The organism is Oceanobacillus sp. FSL K6-0251 (assembly GCF_038004725.1).
In the GTDB taxonomy this organism is placed as follows: Bacteria; Bacillota; Bacilli; order Bacillales; family Amphibacillaceae; genus Oceanobacillus; species Oceanobacillus oncorhynchi.
Genome location: NZ_JBBORS010000001.1, coordinates 3,340,241 through 3,356,665, shown reverse-complemented (window position 1 = coordinate 3,356,665; position 16,425 = coordinate 3,340,241). Strand labels below are relative to the sequence as shown.

Below are 16,425 nucleotides of genomic sequence, written 5' to 3'. Positions count from 1 at the left end.
AATCCTGTCTCCATTTTTTCTTATTGATAATTATTTGTCTCAAAAAGGTCAATCAGCTCAATATCTGGATTTTTATCTTTAAACCAGTTTAATGCAAATTCATTTCGGAACAGCACGAGCGGCTGATCATGACGGTCACGTACCAGCAGATTTCCAGAATCAAACAAGGAAGCATCTGCCTGCTCAGGATTTAGCCATCTTGGAATCCGTTCACCAATTGGCTCCATGATTACTTGGGCATTGTACTCATTTTCCATGCGGTAGGTGAAGACCTGATATTGCAATTCTCCGACGGCGCCTAAAATAAAGGAATCTGTTAATTTATCCCGGAACAGCTGAATAGCGCCTTCCTGAACAAGCTGTTCAATCCCTTTACGAAACTGCTTCGATTTCAATGCGTTTTTTGCCATGACCTTTTTGAAGATTTCCGGCGGGAACTGCGGCAGTTCATCAAATTCATATTTTTCTTTGCCGGTCAGCAACGTATCTCCGATTTGGTAGGCATTGGGATCATAAATACCGATAATATCGCCGGCGTATGCTTCTTCAATGGTTTCTCTGGAAGACGCCACCATTTGTTGGGATTGAGCCAGTTTTAATTCTTTCCCGGTCCGTGCTAACGCAACACTCATCCCGCGTGTGAATTTTCCGGAACAAACACGTAGAAAAGCAATTCGATCACGATGGGCAGGATTCATATTGGCTTGGATTTTAAAAATAAATCCAGAGAAGTCTTCTTCTTCCGGTTTTACGGCACCTTTGGTCGACTTACGCGGTGTCGGACTCGGTGCTAAGCGGATAAAGGAATCAAAAAATGTTTGCACGCCGAATGGGGAAAGTGCGCTTCCGAAGAAAACAGGTGTAAGTTCGCCGTTTAAAATGGCTTCTTCAGAATAAGTATTTCCAGCTTCCTCAACAAGCTCCAGTTCATTGACTGCATCTTGGTAGGTTCCATTTTCAGTTAACTCTGGGTGATTTTCTAATTCTTTATAAGGGATATAGCTTTCCTCTGCTCCTGGATGATGCTGTACAAATTGTTCATTTTCCCGGTCAAAAATTCCGAGGAAGCCTTTTCCCATGCCAGCCGGCCAGTTCATTGGATACGTATCGATTTCTAATACCTCTTCTAATTCCTCCAATAAAGCTAATGGCTCTTTTCCTTCCCGGTCTAATTTATTCATAAAAGTAAAGATAGGAATTCCTCGCATCCGGCAAACCTTGAACAGTTTGATGGTCTGTGCTTCAATTCCTTTCGTAGAATCAATAATCATCACAACACTGTCAACAGCGGTTAAAGTCCGGTACGTATCCTCACTGAAATCTTCGTGTCCCGGGGTATCTAAAATATTGATATGAAAACCCTCATATTCAAAGTTCATGACACTGGATGTAACCGAAATACCACGTTGTTTCTCAATTTCCATCCAGTCGGATGTAGCGAATTTGCCGGATTTTTTCCCTTTGACTGTTCCTGCTGAACGGATAAGGTTGCCATATAACAGTAATTTTTCTGTCATTGTTGTCTTCCCGGCATCGGGATGCGAGATAATCGCAAATGTTTTTCTTTTCTGTACTTCTTCTTGAATTGACATAGTGAAATCCTTTCTATCATAGACTGATCCATCTTTTACAGCTTTATACGTGTTTGTTTATAGATCAGAAGCTAATGTTTAAAAATCATCATTTGTTTATTAGATGTTTGCCTATTGTTGCTTTATAATATGCAATAGATATATCATACTACAATTTAACCTCTTTCGTGAAATAGAAATCAGGTAATATAATAAAAAAGTCAATCAGATATTAATTCTGACAGCGTGAATTTAAAATATGTGAAATGAATGAAAAGGTCGTGCAGGAAATGGTATGGGTACCCAAACAAGAAATAAAAGAACGATGCGGAGAGTTGTCTTATAAATATGGAGAACGTCTGTGGAAAAAGGGAAATGTGCAGTTAACCTTTTTGGAACAGCAGCTGATTGGAACGGTCAGAACTACGGATGATTTTCATATTACAGTCACGTATCGAAATAATAAAATAGAGAGCACTGCGTGCAGCTGTCCGAAGCTCGGATCTTATACATTAGATTGTCAGCATATCGCTGCGGTCTTAATCGGTATCCACGAAACAGTAGAGCCGGAAGCTGCCACACCGTCGCTGACAGGAAAGCCGGATAAGGAATTTCGTCAGCGCGGCTATTTTGAGACAAGGCAGGCTATTCCGGTTCATTTTTACCTGCGTATTCCAGCAGAACCGGAACGGGCCGCATTGCAAATGGCTGTTCAAATCGATGGAAAAATTGTCCATGATATTATTGCTTTTTTAGAAGCATTGAAAAGCGGAAGGCATTTTTCAATTGCTGATAATCTATCCTTTGATGCAAGCAAATTTTATTTTGAAGATGATTGCAATCAGATTTTAGAAAAGCTTATCCATATCTATGAGGACCAGCAGATGATTGGCAAGCTCTTTGAGGATAAAACAAGCTGGGTTTCGGTCCCGGCTTCAGCTTGGGACCGTATGGAGAAATTACTATCTGCAAGCCCGCTGGTATCCCTTTATATGGAGGCAAATGATTATCATAAGCAGCCATTACATTTTTATGATGCACTGCCTCCGCTTTCTTTTCGTGTCTATCAGTCAGATGCAGATTATTCCATCGCTTTTCGAGAAAGAAAAGCTACATTTTTTTTGCTTGCTTATCAGCTTATTTATCAGAGCGGATCCCTTTATTTATTAACAGAAGAAGAAAAGCAGCTGATTACTTTATGCGAGCAGCTATGGCAAAAGCAAACACAAACCATCGTTGTCAGCAGGGAGCAAATGGTTTCTATCTCAGCACTTTTAGAGCGGATTGGTGAAGTGGAGGATAGGACAGGAATGCTAAAGCATCTTAATACTCCGCTGAAAGCTGGTGTTTATATAGATCGGGTCCATAATCGTCTTCTGGCTGGTGTGGAATTCCAATATGGAGATAAAAAGATAACGCCATTTGAGAAAACAAGTCTGATTCGCCGGGATAAAGAAAAGGAAGCAGAAATTATTGCTTTTCTGGAAAGAAGTGGATTTGCGAATACGGGAGGCAGTTTTATTCTGCAAAATGAACAGCTGGAATATGATTTCTTATATCATCATTTACCAGTATTGTATAAGATGGCCGATGTTTTTGTAACGAATGCCGTTCGTAATCAAATCAGCAAGAAGCGGTTTCAGCCAATTGTACGTGTGAAGCATAAGCGTGACAGAACAAATTGGCTTTCCTTTGCCTTTCAAGTGAAAGGTTTTTGGGAGCAGGAGGTTCGACAGATTCTGGAAGCGATAGAAGAAAAGCGGCCTTACTATCGCTTAAAGGATGGTTCTTTTCTGACATTGGAAACAGAGGAGGTAAAAGAATTAGAAAAATATCTGCTTTCCGTTTCGATGACCCCTTCTGAAATTCTGGAGGAAATTGAGCTGTCGCTGAAGGAGGGTTTGTCATTTGCGCATCAGATGGAGGATAACGGTTATCTGGCTGATGGAGCAGCTGTGAAGGAAATGATTCATGCTATTCAGGTACCGGCAAAGGAGAAGTATCCAATCGCAAAAGAAATTAAGCCGATTTTAAAGCCTTATCAGCAGGACGGCGTGCGCTGGATGCTGGCGGTGGCTGAATCTGGTCTGGGCGGCGTGCTGGCAGATGAAATGGGGTTAGGGAAAACCGTGCAGGCTATCGCTTTTTGTATCACGAAATTTCAGCAGCAAAAGAAAAAAGCATCTATTCTGATTGTCTGTCCGACCTCGCTGAGCCATCAGTGGAAGCAGGAATGGGAATTATTTGCCCCGGCTTTTTCCGTTGATATATTGGAAGGTACCGTTAAGGAAAGAAATCAAAAAAAGAAAGCATTTAAAGAACAGGATGTATGGATTGTTTCCTATGGTGTATTGAAAAATGAAATCGATTGGCTGAAGAAGAAGGCTGCTTTCCAGACGATTATTTTTGACGAGGCGCAAACCTTTAAAAATCCTGCGACACAGGTTTTCCGTACAGTAAAGAAATTAACAGCCGATTATCAGTTTGCGTTAACAGGTACACCATTAGAAAATAAAGTAGAGGATGTATGGGCGATTTTTCATGTTATATTTCCTGAATTGCTCGGCGGCTTGAAGGATTTTTCCTGGCTTACTAATGATCAGGTGCTGAGAAGAGTTCACCCATTTATGCTGCGGAGAGAGAAAAAGGATGTGCTCCAGGACTTGCCGACCAAAACGGAATATATTGAACGTGTTCCGCTGACGGAAGAACAAAAACAAATCTATATTTCCTATTTATCCAAGTTAAGACATCCGAAATTTAAACATTTGGATCGTGCAACGATTCGTAAAAATCGTATTCGTATCTTAGCGGGACTGACCCGGTTAAGACAAATTTGTTGTGACCCGGCATTATTTGTACGGGATTATCATGGAGAGTCAGCTAAACTTAAGCGGCTGATGGAAATTGTGAAGGATGCCAAACGTTCCGGAAAACGGCTGTTGATTTTTTCTCAATTTACGCAAATGCTGCAGCGAATAGGTGATTTATTAAGGGCAGAGGAAATTTCCTACTTTTATTTGGACGGGCAAACACCTGCTGAGGAACGGATCCAACTTTGCCGCGCTTTTAATCAGGGAAAGAATGATATTTGCCTGATATCGCTGAAAGCTGGCGGTACTGGATTAAATTTAGTGGGTGCTGATACGGTTATTTTATACGATACATGGTGGAACCCGGCAGTAGAAGACCAGGCAATCGATCGTGCACACCGAATCGGACAAACAGATGATGTTACCGTTATTAGGATGCTGGCCGAAGGAACCATTGAAGATAAAATGTTCGAGCTCCAGCAGAAAAAAAGAAATCTGATTGAACAGATGGTACAGACGAAGGACTTATGGAATAATCAGCTGACAGATGAAGACGTAGAGAAACTGCTCCTGGGAACGCTGGAATAAAAGAAATGGCTTAAAAAGAAGAGGTAAGGCCTCTTCTCTTTTAAATTCTTAAAAATATAGTTGGAAAATATAATTAAATGTGATATAAGCAGCTGGCTAGCGTAGTGTATTTCCGTAGCGGCCGCTTACAGCAAATTTATATCTATTATGTTACCCATGGATTTTGGTGAAGAGAAAAAAAGAAAATAAATATATCTAATCAAAATGAAGCTTGACGTTTTGTTAAACAAATGATTATGCTTAAGAAGAGAACGAATAACTTTGCATGAAATCAAGGGAGGCTGCTTATTATGGTGACATCAAAAGAAGTCATGGAACTTACCTCTGCCTATGGTGCAAATAACTACCATCCATTGCCGGTAGTTGTTGCAGAGGCAGAAGGAGTCTGGGTGAAGGATCCTGAAGGAAATAAATACATGGATATGCTAAGTGCATACTCTGCTGTCAATCAGGGACATCGGCACCCAAAGATTATTCAAGCACTGAAAGATCAGGCAGATAAAGTCACACTTACTTCAAGAGCTTTTCATAATGAATTATTAGGGCCTTGGACAGAGCGCCTTGCGAAATTAACCAATAAAGATAAAGTCCTGCCGATGAATACCGGAGCAGAAGCAGTAGAAACAGCGATAAAAGCAGCGCGCAGGTGGGCATATGAAAAAAAGGATGTTGACGCGAATCAAGCGGAGATTATTGCAGCAAAAGGAAATTTCCATGGCAGAACAATGAATGCGATTTCATTATCGAATGATCCGGATGCAACTACAAATTATGGCCCTTTTGTGCCAGGGATATATAAGATAAATTATGGAGATATTCAAGCGTTAAAAGAAACCATCACACCAAATACAGCAGCAATTATTATCGAACCGATTCAAGGAGAAGCAGGTATTCTCATCCCGCCGGAAGGCTATTTGCAGGAAGTTCGAAAAATATGTGATGAAGAAAATATATTATTTATTGCCGATGAAGTACAGACTGGTTTTGCCCGCACTGGAAAAATGTTTGCCTGTGAATGGGAAAATGTAGAGCCAGATATTTATGTGATGGGGAAAGCATTAGGCGGAGGTGTGCTCCCTATCTCTGCCATTGCTGCTAATAAAGCGATTATGGATGTTTTTACGCCCGGTTCACATGGCTCAACATTTGGAGGTAATCCATTAGCCTGTGCTGTTTCGATGGCAGCATTGGATGTAATTGAAGAAGAAGAACTGGTTGATAAATCACTTGAACTGGGCGAATACTTTGCAATTGAATTATCTGCTATCAGCCACCCTGATTTGAAGGAGGTCCGGGCTAGAGGATTATTTATCGGTGTAGAATTTACGAAGCCTGTCCGGCCGATTTGTGAAGCATTGAAGGAAAACGGCATTTTGTGTAAAGAAACCCATGAAACCACCATTCGTTTTGCACCGCCGTTAGTGATTACAAAAGAAGAGCTTGACTGGGCACTGGATAAAATAAAGAAAGTGCTCCAGGCGAATTAAATATATTCTTTACGTCCCAATAAATTTTCATTGGGGCTTTTTTTATGGTGTGCCGGCCTTCTCTGAGGCAGTACGTTATTAATTCCCAAACAGTGCCAGTATGGAAATAAATCATTAGGCAAAAGATAAGCTGTGAGGAGGTGAGAAACAGTGAAAACACTACATGCAATTGCAGTTACGTTATTGATTATTGGTGCTATTAACTGGGGACTGATTGGATTTTTTCAATTTGATCTAGTATCCGCAATTTTTGGCGGGCAGACGGCTGTTCTTTCTCGAATTATTTATGGACTCGTTGGAATTAGTGCTATTTATTATCTTACCACTTTATTCTCTGGAGTTGGTGAACCTGTTCAGGATTCAGATCATTTGCAGACCGGCTTCCAAACAGAGTTCAGTGAAGAACATGGCATTGAAGAAGAAATTGACGATAAATAATGAAACAAAAATAACCTTTTGAATAAATAAAATACGGCTGCCTTTTTACCCATTACTGTTTTTTTCGCTTTAAAACAGCTTAAAGCGGTAATTGGATAGGGCAGCCGACATTATCAGGAAGTGGGGAAGAACCTCCGGAAATGATGTTTTATTTTATTCGGAAGGTTTTTTTTCCTCTAAATCCTCGATTGTTTCAGCAAATTGCTTTCTTTCTTGCGCGGTAGGCAGGCGGCAGCTTTGTTTTTTCTCAAACCATTTATGCCTGTTGCGTGCCACAAAATCATAGAGAGTATCCCGGATAAAATATGGAAGAAATTTACCAGCTGTCAGCATTCTCCAGGGAAACGATATATATTTTGCCACTTGTAAAGCAGCGTCTGATTTGATAAAAATTTTCTCCCCATCGATCAGCAGTACACTGTCGATGTCATCCGGCACCCGATATTTCCTTCTTATAAATTCTCCTGCCTCACTTTGCAGAGAAATAAAAAGAAATTGATTTTCTTTATCTTTATTTAAAATAAACTGCACGAAGCTGTCGCAAATATGACATTCTCCATCAAATACGATAAGTTTCACTTGCATCACCTCACACAATCCTTCTTTACAAATACCCTACAACTTCACTGTAACATAGAAAAATTGTTTTTATAAAGCATTAACGATAAGTCCTTTCTGTATAAACTCCATAGAGACTGTGATATGATAGCATTTGTATATTTTTTGTGTACTGAAGGAGTAGAAAATTTTGGAAGGGTTTCAGCAGCAATTTATTATTTCTGTATTTATTATTTTACTTGGTTATTTCTTTAAAAGGACAAAAATTTTAAAGGAATCGGATGGACAGACGATAGCCAGAATCGTTTTTAATATTACTTTGCCTGCGTTAGTGCTTGTTACTTTTAATCAAATGGAGATAACGCTGCCGCTTGTTTCTCTTATTGTCATTGCGATTTTATTTGGACTTGTCGCTGCTGCGGCCGGTTTTTTTGTCTTTCGCTCTGCAGATACTGATTTAAAAGGAATGGCAATCATGATGATGCCAGGTGTCAATGTCGGCTTATTTGCCTTTCCTCTTGTAGAAGCTATCTGGGGCAGAGAAGGTATCCAATATTTTGGTATGTTTGATGTAGGTAATGCTGTGATTGTATTCGGATTATGTTTCTTTATTGCCAGTTATTTTGCAAATGGATCATCGAAATTTTATTTGCGGGAAACAGTCAGTCCATTACTGCGGTCTATTCCATTTTTAACCTATATGTTTGTCGTTGCTTTAAACATATTTGATTTTCATTTGCCAACGTTCTTATTGGATACCGCAGAAATTATATCTGGGGCGAATATGCCCTTGTCCTTATTGTTACTGGGTCTTTATTTAAACTTTTCCTTTGAGAAATCATGGTTTCCTCTGATAGGGAAGTATTTAGCTGTGAAGTATGGAACTGGACTGGTTCTCGGTCTCAGCCTCTTTTGGCTGTTTTCAGATTATCCGATGCTTGCAAATACGGTTTTAATCGGTTTTATTCTGCCAACATCCACAACAGCTGTGGTGTATGCAATAAGATACAGATATAACGCAAAAATAGCCGGAACTATAGTGAATATAACGATCATTTTAAGCTTTCTGCTGATTTGGGTGCTTGCAAGCTTTGTGGCATATCATTAGTTTCTTATAATGCTTTTACATCCAATGTCTGAACAAAATCAACAAACGCCCGGACAATATTCATTTGTAAGGTATCTTCCTGATAGTACATCCAGGTTTGTCTCTTTAAAGGCTCACCGGACGCCCCTGTAATTGGTTTAATAAACAGATCGGAGTGGGGGCGGACGACCAGATTAGCGACAATCGCATAGCCGAGTCCATGAACAACCATCTCTTTGCAAGTCTCTACTTGATTGACATGGATGGTAATATTCGGCTGTTCGATGTAATTTTGATGCCACCAGTCATCTAATAGCATACGCATATGCTCATCTGTGTAATAGTCTACTCTTGGGAGCTTGGGGAGTGTATCCCATGCAAAATCCCAAGGAGAGGCAACACAGATTTCCTCCTCATATAACAGCGCTTTCTTTTCCTTCCAAGCATAATTTCCTTTAATAAAGCTGATATGTACATCATGATTTAATAAAAGGCGGTGCATATCACTGCTCCATCCAGTAACAACTTGGCATTCTACCTCCGGATATTTTTCTTTAAACAGCTGCAGCAGCTTCGGCATTTTATTTGCTGCAAAGAAATTAGAAACACCGACCCGTAACGTTCCCTTCACTTCCTCCTGCATGTTGCTGAGTTTTTCCTCCATTTTACGCTGTTCCAGCAGCATTCTTTTTGCGTGCTGTGCCAGTTCTTCCCCTTCTGGAGTAAACATGATGCCTCGCCGCTTCCTTAGAATAAGCGGGACGCCATAATGATTTTCCAGCTTTTGAATTCTTGCAGTTAAGGTTGGCTGAGATAAAAATAATTGATGTGCTGCCAGTGTGATATTTTCTGTTTCGTAAAGGGCGGCAAGCATTTTCCAGTCTTGTAAATTCAAGGCTTCTCCTCCTATTATTAAGATATAGAAAAAATCTATCGTTATTAATTTGAATTATATATTTTTCTAATATTCTATTCAAGGTTATACTGGATATAGGAAAACGTTTTATTGGGGATTTTTATTCAACACATGCTTCTCTATGCTTTGCTACCTGCATAAGTGAACCAATGGCTTGGCAACTATAAGCTCTGTTTATCTCAAAAGAATAAATGATGACGCTTTCAAATTGAAGGAGGAGAAATAATGCGTACAAGTGAAGGTTTTGTTCCTGGTTTAGATGGTGTGATTGCGGCGCGAACAGAAATTTCTTTTTTAGATGTTGATCGGGAAAAAATAGTTATTCGCGGAGAGGATTTAATTGCATTAGCGAAAGATAAAACGTATTTTGATGTCGTCCATTTATTACTGGAAGGATATATTCCAAGCCAGGAGGAAAAGAGCAGTCTGGAAGATAATATTAAAGGGTATTATAGCCTGCCTGAAGATACCTTGCCTGTATTTAATCTGCTGCCAAAGGGCATGCATCCAATGGATGGGATGCGTACGGTTATCTCATTATTAGCCGGATACGATACGGACCTTGAAAACCGTTCGAACAAGGAAAATAAACAGCGGGCCTATGAATTGTTAGGTCAATTGCCTTTTATTACGGTAAACAGCTATTTTGCTACAGAGGGCAAAGCGATTGCCAGCTCGGATGAAAGTCTCGGCTATAGCGCCAATTTCCTCTATATGATTACAGGAAAAAAACCGTCCAATCTGGAGGTGGAAATTTTTGATCAGCTCTTATTACTCTACAGTGAGCATGAGATGCCTAATTCAACCTTTGCCTCCCGTGTGATTGCTTCTACAAACGCTGATATGTACGGCGCGCTGACTGGAGCTATATCTTCCCTAAAAGGACATTTACATGGCGGAGCAAATGAAGCAGTCATGTATATGCTGCAGGAAGTCGATTCTGTAGACGGGTTTGAAGCGCTCATTCGCCATAAGCTTCAAAATAAGGAAAAAATCATGGGGTTTGGGCATCGGGTGTATATGAAGAAAATGGATCCCCGGGCAACAATTACAAAAGAAGCGCTGCGGAAACTATGTGAAAGAGATAATGATGATACGCTTTTAAAGATGTGTGAAGCTGGGGAAGAAATCATGAGGGAAGAGAAGGGGCTATATCCTAACTTAGATTATTATGCAGCTCCGGTTTATTGGAAGCTGGGTATTCCAATACCGCTTTATACACCAATTTTCTTCAGTGCCAGAACAGCAGGGCTTGCGGCACATATTATTGAACAGCATGATAATAATCGGATTTTCAGACCGAGAGTAGAATACACAGGAAAAAGTTATTAGAGGGAGGACATTCAAATGGAATCAGTAAAAACAAATCAGACCGATCAACTTTTAGAAGAAATTGCGGACTATGTATTAAATAAGGAAATTACAAGTGAAGAGGCTTATAAAACAGCGCATCATGTACTGATTGATACGATTGGCTGCGGTATTCTTGCTTTAAATTACCCGGAATGTACGAAGCTGTTAGGACCTATTGTTCCAGGCACTGTAGTTCCAAATGGCGTGAGAGTACCAGGAACACCGCATGTTCTTGATCCTGTGCAGGGAGCATTTAATATCGGGACAATGATACGCTGGCTGGACTATAATGATACTTGGCTTGCAGCGGAGTGGGGGCACCCTTCCGATAACTTGGGAGGCATTTTAGCTGTGGCTGATTATGTGAGTCAGCTGCGGCGGCAAAAAGGAGAAGCTCCCTTAACTGTAGAAGAGGTTTTAGAGATGTCGATTAAAGCACATGAAATACAAGGTATCCTTGCTTTAGAAAACAGCTTGAACCGTGTTGGCCTGGACCATGTCTTATACGTTAAAATTGCAACAACCGCAGTAGTGACTAAAATGCTGGGCGGCGGAAAAGAAGAAATTGTCAATGCATTATCCAATGCCTGGATTGATAATTCCAGCTTGCGGACGTATCGTCATTTTCCGAATACAGGTTCCAGGAAATCGTGGGCAGCAGGAGATGCGACAAGCCGTGCAGTTCGCCTGGCATTAATGGCCATTAAAGGAGAAATGGGCTATCAGACTGCTTTGAGTGCAGAAGGATGGGGTTTTCAAGACGTGCTCTTCAAAGGGAAGGATATCGTATTAAGCAGACCGTTTGAAAGCTATGTCATGGAAAATGTATTGTTCAAGGTATCTTTTCCGGCAGAATTTCATGCGCAGACAGCAGCAGAAGCAGCTGTTCAATTACATCCTGAAGTAGTTGACCGCATGGATGAAATTAAAGAAATTACGATAGCTACACATGAATCAGCTATCCGTATCATCGATAAAAAAGGACCGCTGCATAATCCGGCGGACAGAGACCATTGTCTGCAGTATATTACTGCGGTTGGGTTATTAAAAGGAAATATTGTAGCGGAGGATTATGAGGATGATGCGGCAAAAGACCCGCGTATTGATGAACTTCGTGATAAAATGACGGTAACCGAAAATAAACGTTATACGGAAGAATATTTAGATTCGGAGAAGCGTTCCATTGCAAATGCGGTACAGGTTCATTTTACAGATGGCACTTCCACAGATATGGTGGATTGTGAATATCCTTTAGGTCACCGGTTCCGTCGAGAGGAAGCATTTCCGCAAATAATCAAAAAATACGAAGCGAATGTAGCAACTCAATTTACAGAAAAACAAACCGCGCACATCAAGAAACAAAGTGTTAATTATGATACGATAAAACAGATGCCGATTACAGATTTTATCGAATTATTTTTAGATTAGAAGGGTGAGGAAAAAATGGCTTGGATCGTAGATAGCCCAATACCACAGCATGAATTAGCTGAGAAATTTCGAAAGATGGCAGAAGAGAAGGGGATATTGCAAATACCTGGAGCACATGATGCGATGGCTGGTTTAGTAGCCAAACAGGCTGGATTTCAGTCACTGTATTTATCAGGAGCTGCCTATACAGCAAGCAAGGGATTGCCGGATTTAGGCATCGTTACTTCTACAGAAGTAGCTGAGAGAGCAAAGGAAATCGTAAGCGCAACAAATTTACCGCTGCTGGTAGATATTGATACCGGTTTTGGCGGCGTCTTGAATGTTGTTCGGACAGCAAGAGAAATGGTGGAGGCAAATGTGGCTGCCGTTCAGCTGGAGGATCAGCAGCTTCCCAAAAAATGCGGACATCTAAATGGGAAGAATGTGGTTGCCAAGGAAGAAATGATGCAAAAGATAGCTGCCATTAAAAAGGTAGCACCAGCGCTTTTCGTGGTAGCAAGAACGGATGCCAGAGCGGTAGAAGGGTTAGAAAGCGCTATTGACCGTGCCAAAGGTTATGTTGATGCCGGAGCAGATGCTATTTTTCCAGAAGCATTGCAGAATAATGAAGAATTTCAGGCTGTTGCTAAAGCGATAGATGTACCATTATTAGCAAATATGACAGAGTTTGGGAAAACACCTTATTTAACTGCAAAGGAGTTCGAGGACTTAGGGTATGGCATGGTCATTTATCCGGTAACCTCTTTACGTGTTGCTGCCAAAGCGTATGAGCGTATTTTCGGACTTATCCGGGATGAAGGTACGCAAAAAAATGGCTTAGAGGATATGCAAACGAGAAAAGAGCTGTATGAAACAATTCAATACGATGAATTTGAAGAACTGGACCAAGGCATTGCAAAAACGGTGATTGAGGATTATTTCAAATAGTAAAAGAGGCATTTGCACAATCAGATAACTGATGTGCAAATGCCTCTTTTTTATTGTTTACCGCATTTTATCGCAGTGTCACTGGCTGGGACTGGGGCTGGGACTGCGATTACTCGTCCCGCCGAAGCACTTTTGTAAGACTCCCACTTCAAGAAATGAAGGAAAATGCTTATTTCTAAGTGAGAGATCCAACAGCCAGTAACGGTCCGATTCGTTCAACTAACAGCTCTTTACGATGAGGGGAGTAATCGCAACCCCAATCAGTGGGGGATGAAAAGAACCCCCCCGCTGATTGAAGTTTCATTTTATCCCAAAGCAACATCCAGCACCATCATAAGTGCAAAGCCAATCATCAGGCTGATTGTCGCTAAATCTCGATTGCCATTTTCTTGAGAGCTGGGGATAACCTCTTCGGCAACAACGAAGATCATCGCACCGGCAGCAAAGCTGAGGGCGTATGGAAGTAACGGCTCAATATGAGCAACTGCCAACGCACCGATAACCGCTGCAATCGGCTCGACGAAACCGGAAAACTGCCCATACATAAAACTTTTCATCCGTGACATCCCCTGCCCGCGTAATGGCATGGCAACAGCAACACCTTCGGGAAAGTTTTGAATTCCTATTCCGATGGCTAATGTAATTGCTCCAGCCAAGGCAGCTTCTGTACTATGATTAGCCAATGCGCCAAAGGCAATTCCAACCGCCAGTCCTTCTGGAATATTATGAATCGTGATAGCGAGCACAAGCAAGGTGCTGCGTTTTCTTTTATCAGCTGCAAGCCCCTCAGCCTGTTTTTTTTCTGCGTTAGGGTGAAGGTGGGGGAGGATTTTATCAATAATCCATAAAAATCCGCCTCCCAATAAGAAACCGACTAACGCAGGGAACCAGGGACCAACAGCATTATCTGTCGATGCTTCAATAGATGGTCCGAGCAATGACCAGTAGCTGGCTGCTATCATAACCCCTCCGGCAAAGCCTAACATACTATCTAACAGTTTTTGATGTACTGTTTTCGTTGCAAAAACAATCGCCGCCCCGAGTGCAGTCATTCCCCATGTGAAAATGGTTGCTGTCAATGCCTGCATGACAGGGCTAAGATTTTGGAAAAACTCTAACATTATATATCCCTTCTTTTTTTCAATCAATTATAATTTAATATATGCCAACTTAATCACTTTATCATTAAAATAAGAAAAGATGAAATAATTTTCACTTTTTAAGAGGAAAATAATCAACTGAAAAAATGTGTCTCCCCTTTGTTATTGGTTTTACTTAATTATTCCACACCTTAAATGCATTTCATAAGTATAATAAGATTTAGAAAATGAAAGAAAGATAAGGTTGGTGAGATAAAGATGTATGTCATTAGTCTGTTAGGAATGAGCAAAGTAATCCAAGCACCCATATATAAAATTTGGGAATGGCTGGATGCTTTTAAAGGATATATACCAACAAAAACAATGGATCAAATAACGTATTTTGAAATTGAGGCAATAGATGTGTTGATATTTATAAAAGAGAAATTAGAAGAAGAATATGATTTAATGGAGATTAGAGAACTGCTAGGTAAAAAAAGCTTTGCATAATGTCGTTCAAAAAAGAAGGGAAAGCATTTGATTCCAAGAAAAAAATAGAGGAAAGAAAATCAGAGGCTTCCTCATCATTTTCTTTCCCCTATACCATTAAGCGTTATTGAAAATCCAATATCGTTTCGAAAAACATCACGGAAATCATCGCATAGATATCAACAATAGGCTCACCTGTTAAAAGGGGAGTATTGAACATATCGGCAGTGAAATCTGTATTTTCCCCAAAAATATCATCTTCCTCCCATAGATCATCATCTTCCCATCCATCGGCTTCGGATGCGGAGCTATCTTCCGTTGCATAGTATTCTGCTGCGTATTCAACGTCCAAAAGAGAAGTATAATTATTGATGCTGTCCTCATAGGAATTGAAAAGCTCTTCTAATTCTTCAATTGAGTTCAAATCATGCTCTGAAGCAAGAGCTTCTAGATGTTCGTCGGTAATTTCTTCTTCCTCGAAGGAGCTAAAAGAATCCTCTGATTCGCCCAAGTCTTCATTCAAAAGGAATTCTATTAAAATATCAGTGGTTTCCATAAATACAAATACAGCGCTATCTGTAATTTCCTCATCCTCTAAAAGTAATCCTTCTTCACGAAGCATCTCCTCTAATTCTTCGTAAGTCAAATCATACTTTTCGATAAGTTCATCCATTCCTTCTTCGGTAACGGGTGTACCAAGCTCAGAAACATCGTCAAAATCAGCTAACCCCAAATAAAAATCTGCCAGATAGTCTTCATAATCCTCCACTTCCCATCCAATGGATTCAATAAATTCTTCCACTTCAGGATCATCTGCTTCCAATGCAAAAGCGTGGGAAGGTAAAAGACCAATCATAAGTATCAGTGCAAAACAAATAGATAATAATTTCTTTCTCATCTTCATACCTCCTATGTATATCGTATGACTTTTGAAACATCATCTTTAAGTATAAAGTGTTTTCAGATGAAATTCCATGAATATAGGATTGTCTTCAGGAAAATAAATCAAAAGTCACGGGTCAAGGGAGAAATCGCTTGTTCAATAAATTGACACAAACTTATTGACAAATTATTGAACGAAAGGCATAATATAATTAAAGGAGATGAGATAGATGAAAATCAATAAAAAATTATTAAAAGGCTTGTCTCTAGTTTGTGGGACATTAATTACAATTGGTGCGATTATGTTTATATACGGTTATATTGTAAGCGCTACACCTATTGTGACAGCAATAGGCATAGGCTTGGCAGAAGGGGCGACATTTATTTTTATTATGGGATTGTTCCTTGTTGCTGTAGAAGAGAATTTTCATGGGAAGAAGCATAAACAACAACAATCATAGGTAATGAAAAGAGAAAAAAGCTCAAGCAGTTCATAAACTGCTTGAGCTTTTTAGATGCTTTAAATCATATATCCCCATATCATTGCAAGCAATGAACCAAGGATGGTTAAGATAGCAACTGCTACACCATAAATTGTGTGAAGATAAATACCGCCTTTATCTTCACTTTCTCCGGCGTGCATAAATACAACGAGCTGTACTCCTGCTTGAATAAATGCTGTAACAATCAGAATGGTTAATCCCATTGCAAAAGACATGTCAAAGAAATAGACACTTAATGCAACAACAGTCAGGAGTAGTGAAAAGATATATCCGTTAACCTGTTTTAGTGGAAAAAGTTCTTTCATG

Annotated in this window: 15 protein-coding genes; 9 read left to right on the top strand and 6 right to left on the bottom strand. The window is 40.1% G+C overall.

Going from position 1 to position 16,425, the window contains the following annotated elements:
• Positions 1-20: 20 nt before the first annotated feature.
• The gene (locus MKY45_RS16725; protein WP_212929542.1) at positions 21-1,592 is read right to left on the bottom strand and encodes a peptide chain release factor 3; all 1,572 of its coding nucleotides are present in this window, start codon (positions 1,590-1,592) and stop codon (positions 21-23) included.
• 269 nt (positions 1,593-1,861) lie between these two features.
• Here MKY45_RS16725 and MKY45_RS16720 point away from each other — a divergent pair, with 269 nt between their 5' ends.
• The 3 genes from MKY45_RS16720 (at position 1,862) to MKY45_RS16710 (ending at position 6,897) form a co-directional block, all read left to right on the top strand.
• Entirely contained in the window at positions 1,862-4,972 is a 3,111-nt protein-coding gene (locus tag MKY45_RS16720; RefSeq protein ID WP_341173130.1) for a DEAD/DEAH box helicase, read from the top strand.
• A 290-nt stretch (positions 4,973-5,262) separates the two neighbouring features.
• The gene (locus MKY45_RS16715) at positions 5,263-6,459 is read left to right on the top strand and encodes an ornithine--oxo-acid transaminase (protein WP_212929533.1); all 1,197 of its coding nucleotides are present in this window, start codon (positions 5,263-5,265) and stop codon (positions 6,457-6,459) included.
• A 150-nt stretch (positions 6,460-6,609) separates the two neighbouring features.
• Positions 6,610-6,897 carry a DUF378 domain-containing protein gene (locus MKY45_RS16710; RefSeq protein WP_042535564.1) on the top strand — a complete coding sequence of 96 codons (288 nt, stop codon included), beginning with the start codon at positions 6,610-6,612 and terminating at the stop codon, positions 6,895-6,897.
• 153 nt (positions 6,898-7,050) lie between these two features.
• Here the strand turns inward: MKY45_RS16710 and MKY45_RS16705 are convergent, their stop codons facing one another.
• Positions 7,051-7,482 carry a thiol-disulfide oxidoreductase DCC family protein gene (locus tag MKY45_RS16705; protein WP_042536366.1) on the bottom strand — a complete coding sequence of 144 codons (432 nt, stop codon included), beginning with the start codon at positions 7,480-7,482 and terminating at the stop codon, positions 7,051-7,053.
• Between the two features lie 163 nt (positions 7,483-7,645).
• Between MKY45_RS16705 and MKY45_RS16700 the strand changes: the two genes are divergently transcribed.
• Positions 7,646-8,563 carry an AEC family transporter gene (locus tag MKY45_RS16700; RefSeq protein WP_042535562.1) on the top strand — a complete coding sequence of 306 codons (918 nt, stop codon included), beginning with the start codon at positions 7,646-7,648 and terminating at the stop codon, positions 8,561-8,563.
• A gap of 4 nt (positions 8,564-8,567) precedes the next feature.
• On the opposite strand, the gene MKY45_RS16695 is transcribed toward MKY45_RS16700, so the two are convergent.
• Positions 8,568-9,437: a LysR family transcriptional regulator gene (locus MKY45_RS16695; protein ID WP_042535561.1), complete on the bottom strand. Its 870-nt coding sequence runs from the start codon at positions 9,435-9,437 to the stop codon at positions 8,568-8,570.
• Positions 9,438-9,683: 246 nt separating this feature from the next.
• On the opposite strand from MKY45_RS16695, the gene mmgD reads away from it, so the two are divergent.
• The 3 genes from mmgD to prpB are packed head-to-tail and all read left to right on the top strand — an operon-like array spanning position 9,684 to position 13,166.
• Positions 9,684-10,790 carry a citrate synthase gene (gene mmgD / locus MKY45_RS16690; RefSeq protein ID WP_042535558.1) on the top strand — a complete coding sequence of 369 codons (1,107 nt, stop codon included), beginning with the start codon at positions 9,684-9,686 and terminating at the stop codon, positions 10,788-10,790.
• A 15-nt stretch (positions 10,791-10,805) separates the two neighbouring features.
• Positions 10,806-12,239: a bifunctional 2-methylcitrate dehydratase/aconitate hydratase gene (locus MKY45_RS16685; RefSeq protein WP_042535556.1), complete on the top strand. Its 1,434-nt coding sequence runs from the start codon at positions 10,806-10,808 to the stop codon at positions 12,237-12,239.
• A gap of 15 nt (positions 12,240-12,254) precedes the next feature.
• On the top strand, positions 12,255-13,166 hold the full coding sequence (gene prpB / locus MKY45_RS16680; protein ID WP_042535554.1) for a methylisocitrate lyase: 912 nt from the start codon (positions 12,255-12,257) through the stop codon (positions 13,164-13,166).
• Positions 13,167-13,471: 305 nt separating this feature from the next.
• Here the strand turns inward: prpB and MKY45_RS16675 are convergent, their stop codons facing one another.
• Complete coding sequence (locus MKY45_RS16675) at positions 13,472-14,287, bottom strand: ZIP family metal transporter (protein WP_042535551.1); 816 nt, start codon at positions 14,285-14,287, stop codon at positions 13,472-13,474.
• Between the two features lie 237 nt (positions 14,288-14,524).
• On the opposite strand from MKY45_RS16675, the gene MKY45_RS16670 reads away from it, so the two are divergent.
• Positions 14,525-14,755 (top strand): hypothetical protein, encoded by a 231-nt coding sequence (locus MKY45_RS16670; protein WP_042535550.1) that lies wholly within the window; start codon positions 14,525-14,527, stop codon positions 14,753-14,755.
• A 103-nt stretch (positions 14,756-14,858) separates the two neighbouring features.
• Here MKY45_RS16670 and MKY45_RS16665 read toward each other — a convergent pair whose 3' ends face one another.
• Positions 14,859-15,632 carry a processed acidic surface protein gene (locus MKY45_RS16665; RefSeq protein WP_052485100.1) on the bottom strand — a complete coding sequence of 258 codons (774 nt, stop codon included), beginning with the start codon at positions 15,630-15,632 and terminating at the stop codon, positions 14,859-14,861.
• A gap of 214 nt (positions 15,633-15,846) precedes the next feature.
• On the opposite strand from MKY45_RS16665, the gene MKY45_RS16660 reads away from it, so the two are divergent.
• Positions 15,847-16,077, top strand: coding sequence for a hypothetical protein (locus tag MKY45_RS16660; RefSeq protein WP_193064354.1), 231 nt, complete (start codon positions 15,847-15,849; stop codon positions 16,075-16,077).
• A 59-nt stretch (positions 16,078-16,136) separates the two neighbouring features.
• Here the strand turns inward: MKY45_RS16660 and qoxD are convergent, their stop codons facing one another.
• Positions 16,137-16,424, bottom strand: a complete 288-nt coding sequence (gene qoxD, locus MKY45_RS16655) for a cytochrome aa3 quinol oxidase subunit IV (protein ID WP_042535546.1) — start codon at positions 16,422-16,424, stop codon at positions 16,137-16,139.
• Position 16,425 lies beyond the last annotated feature (1 nt).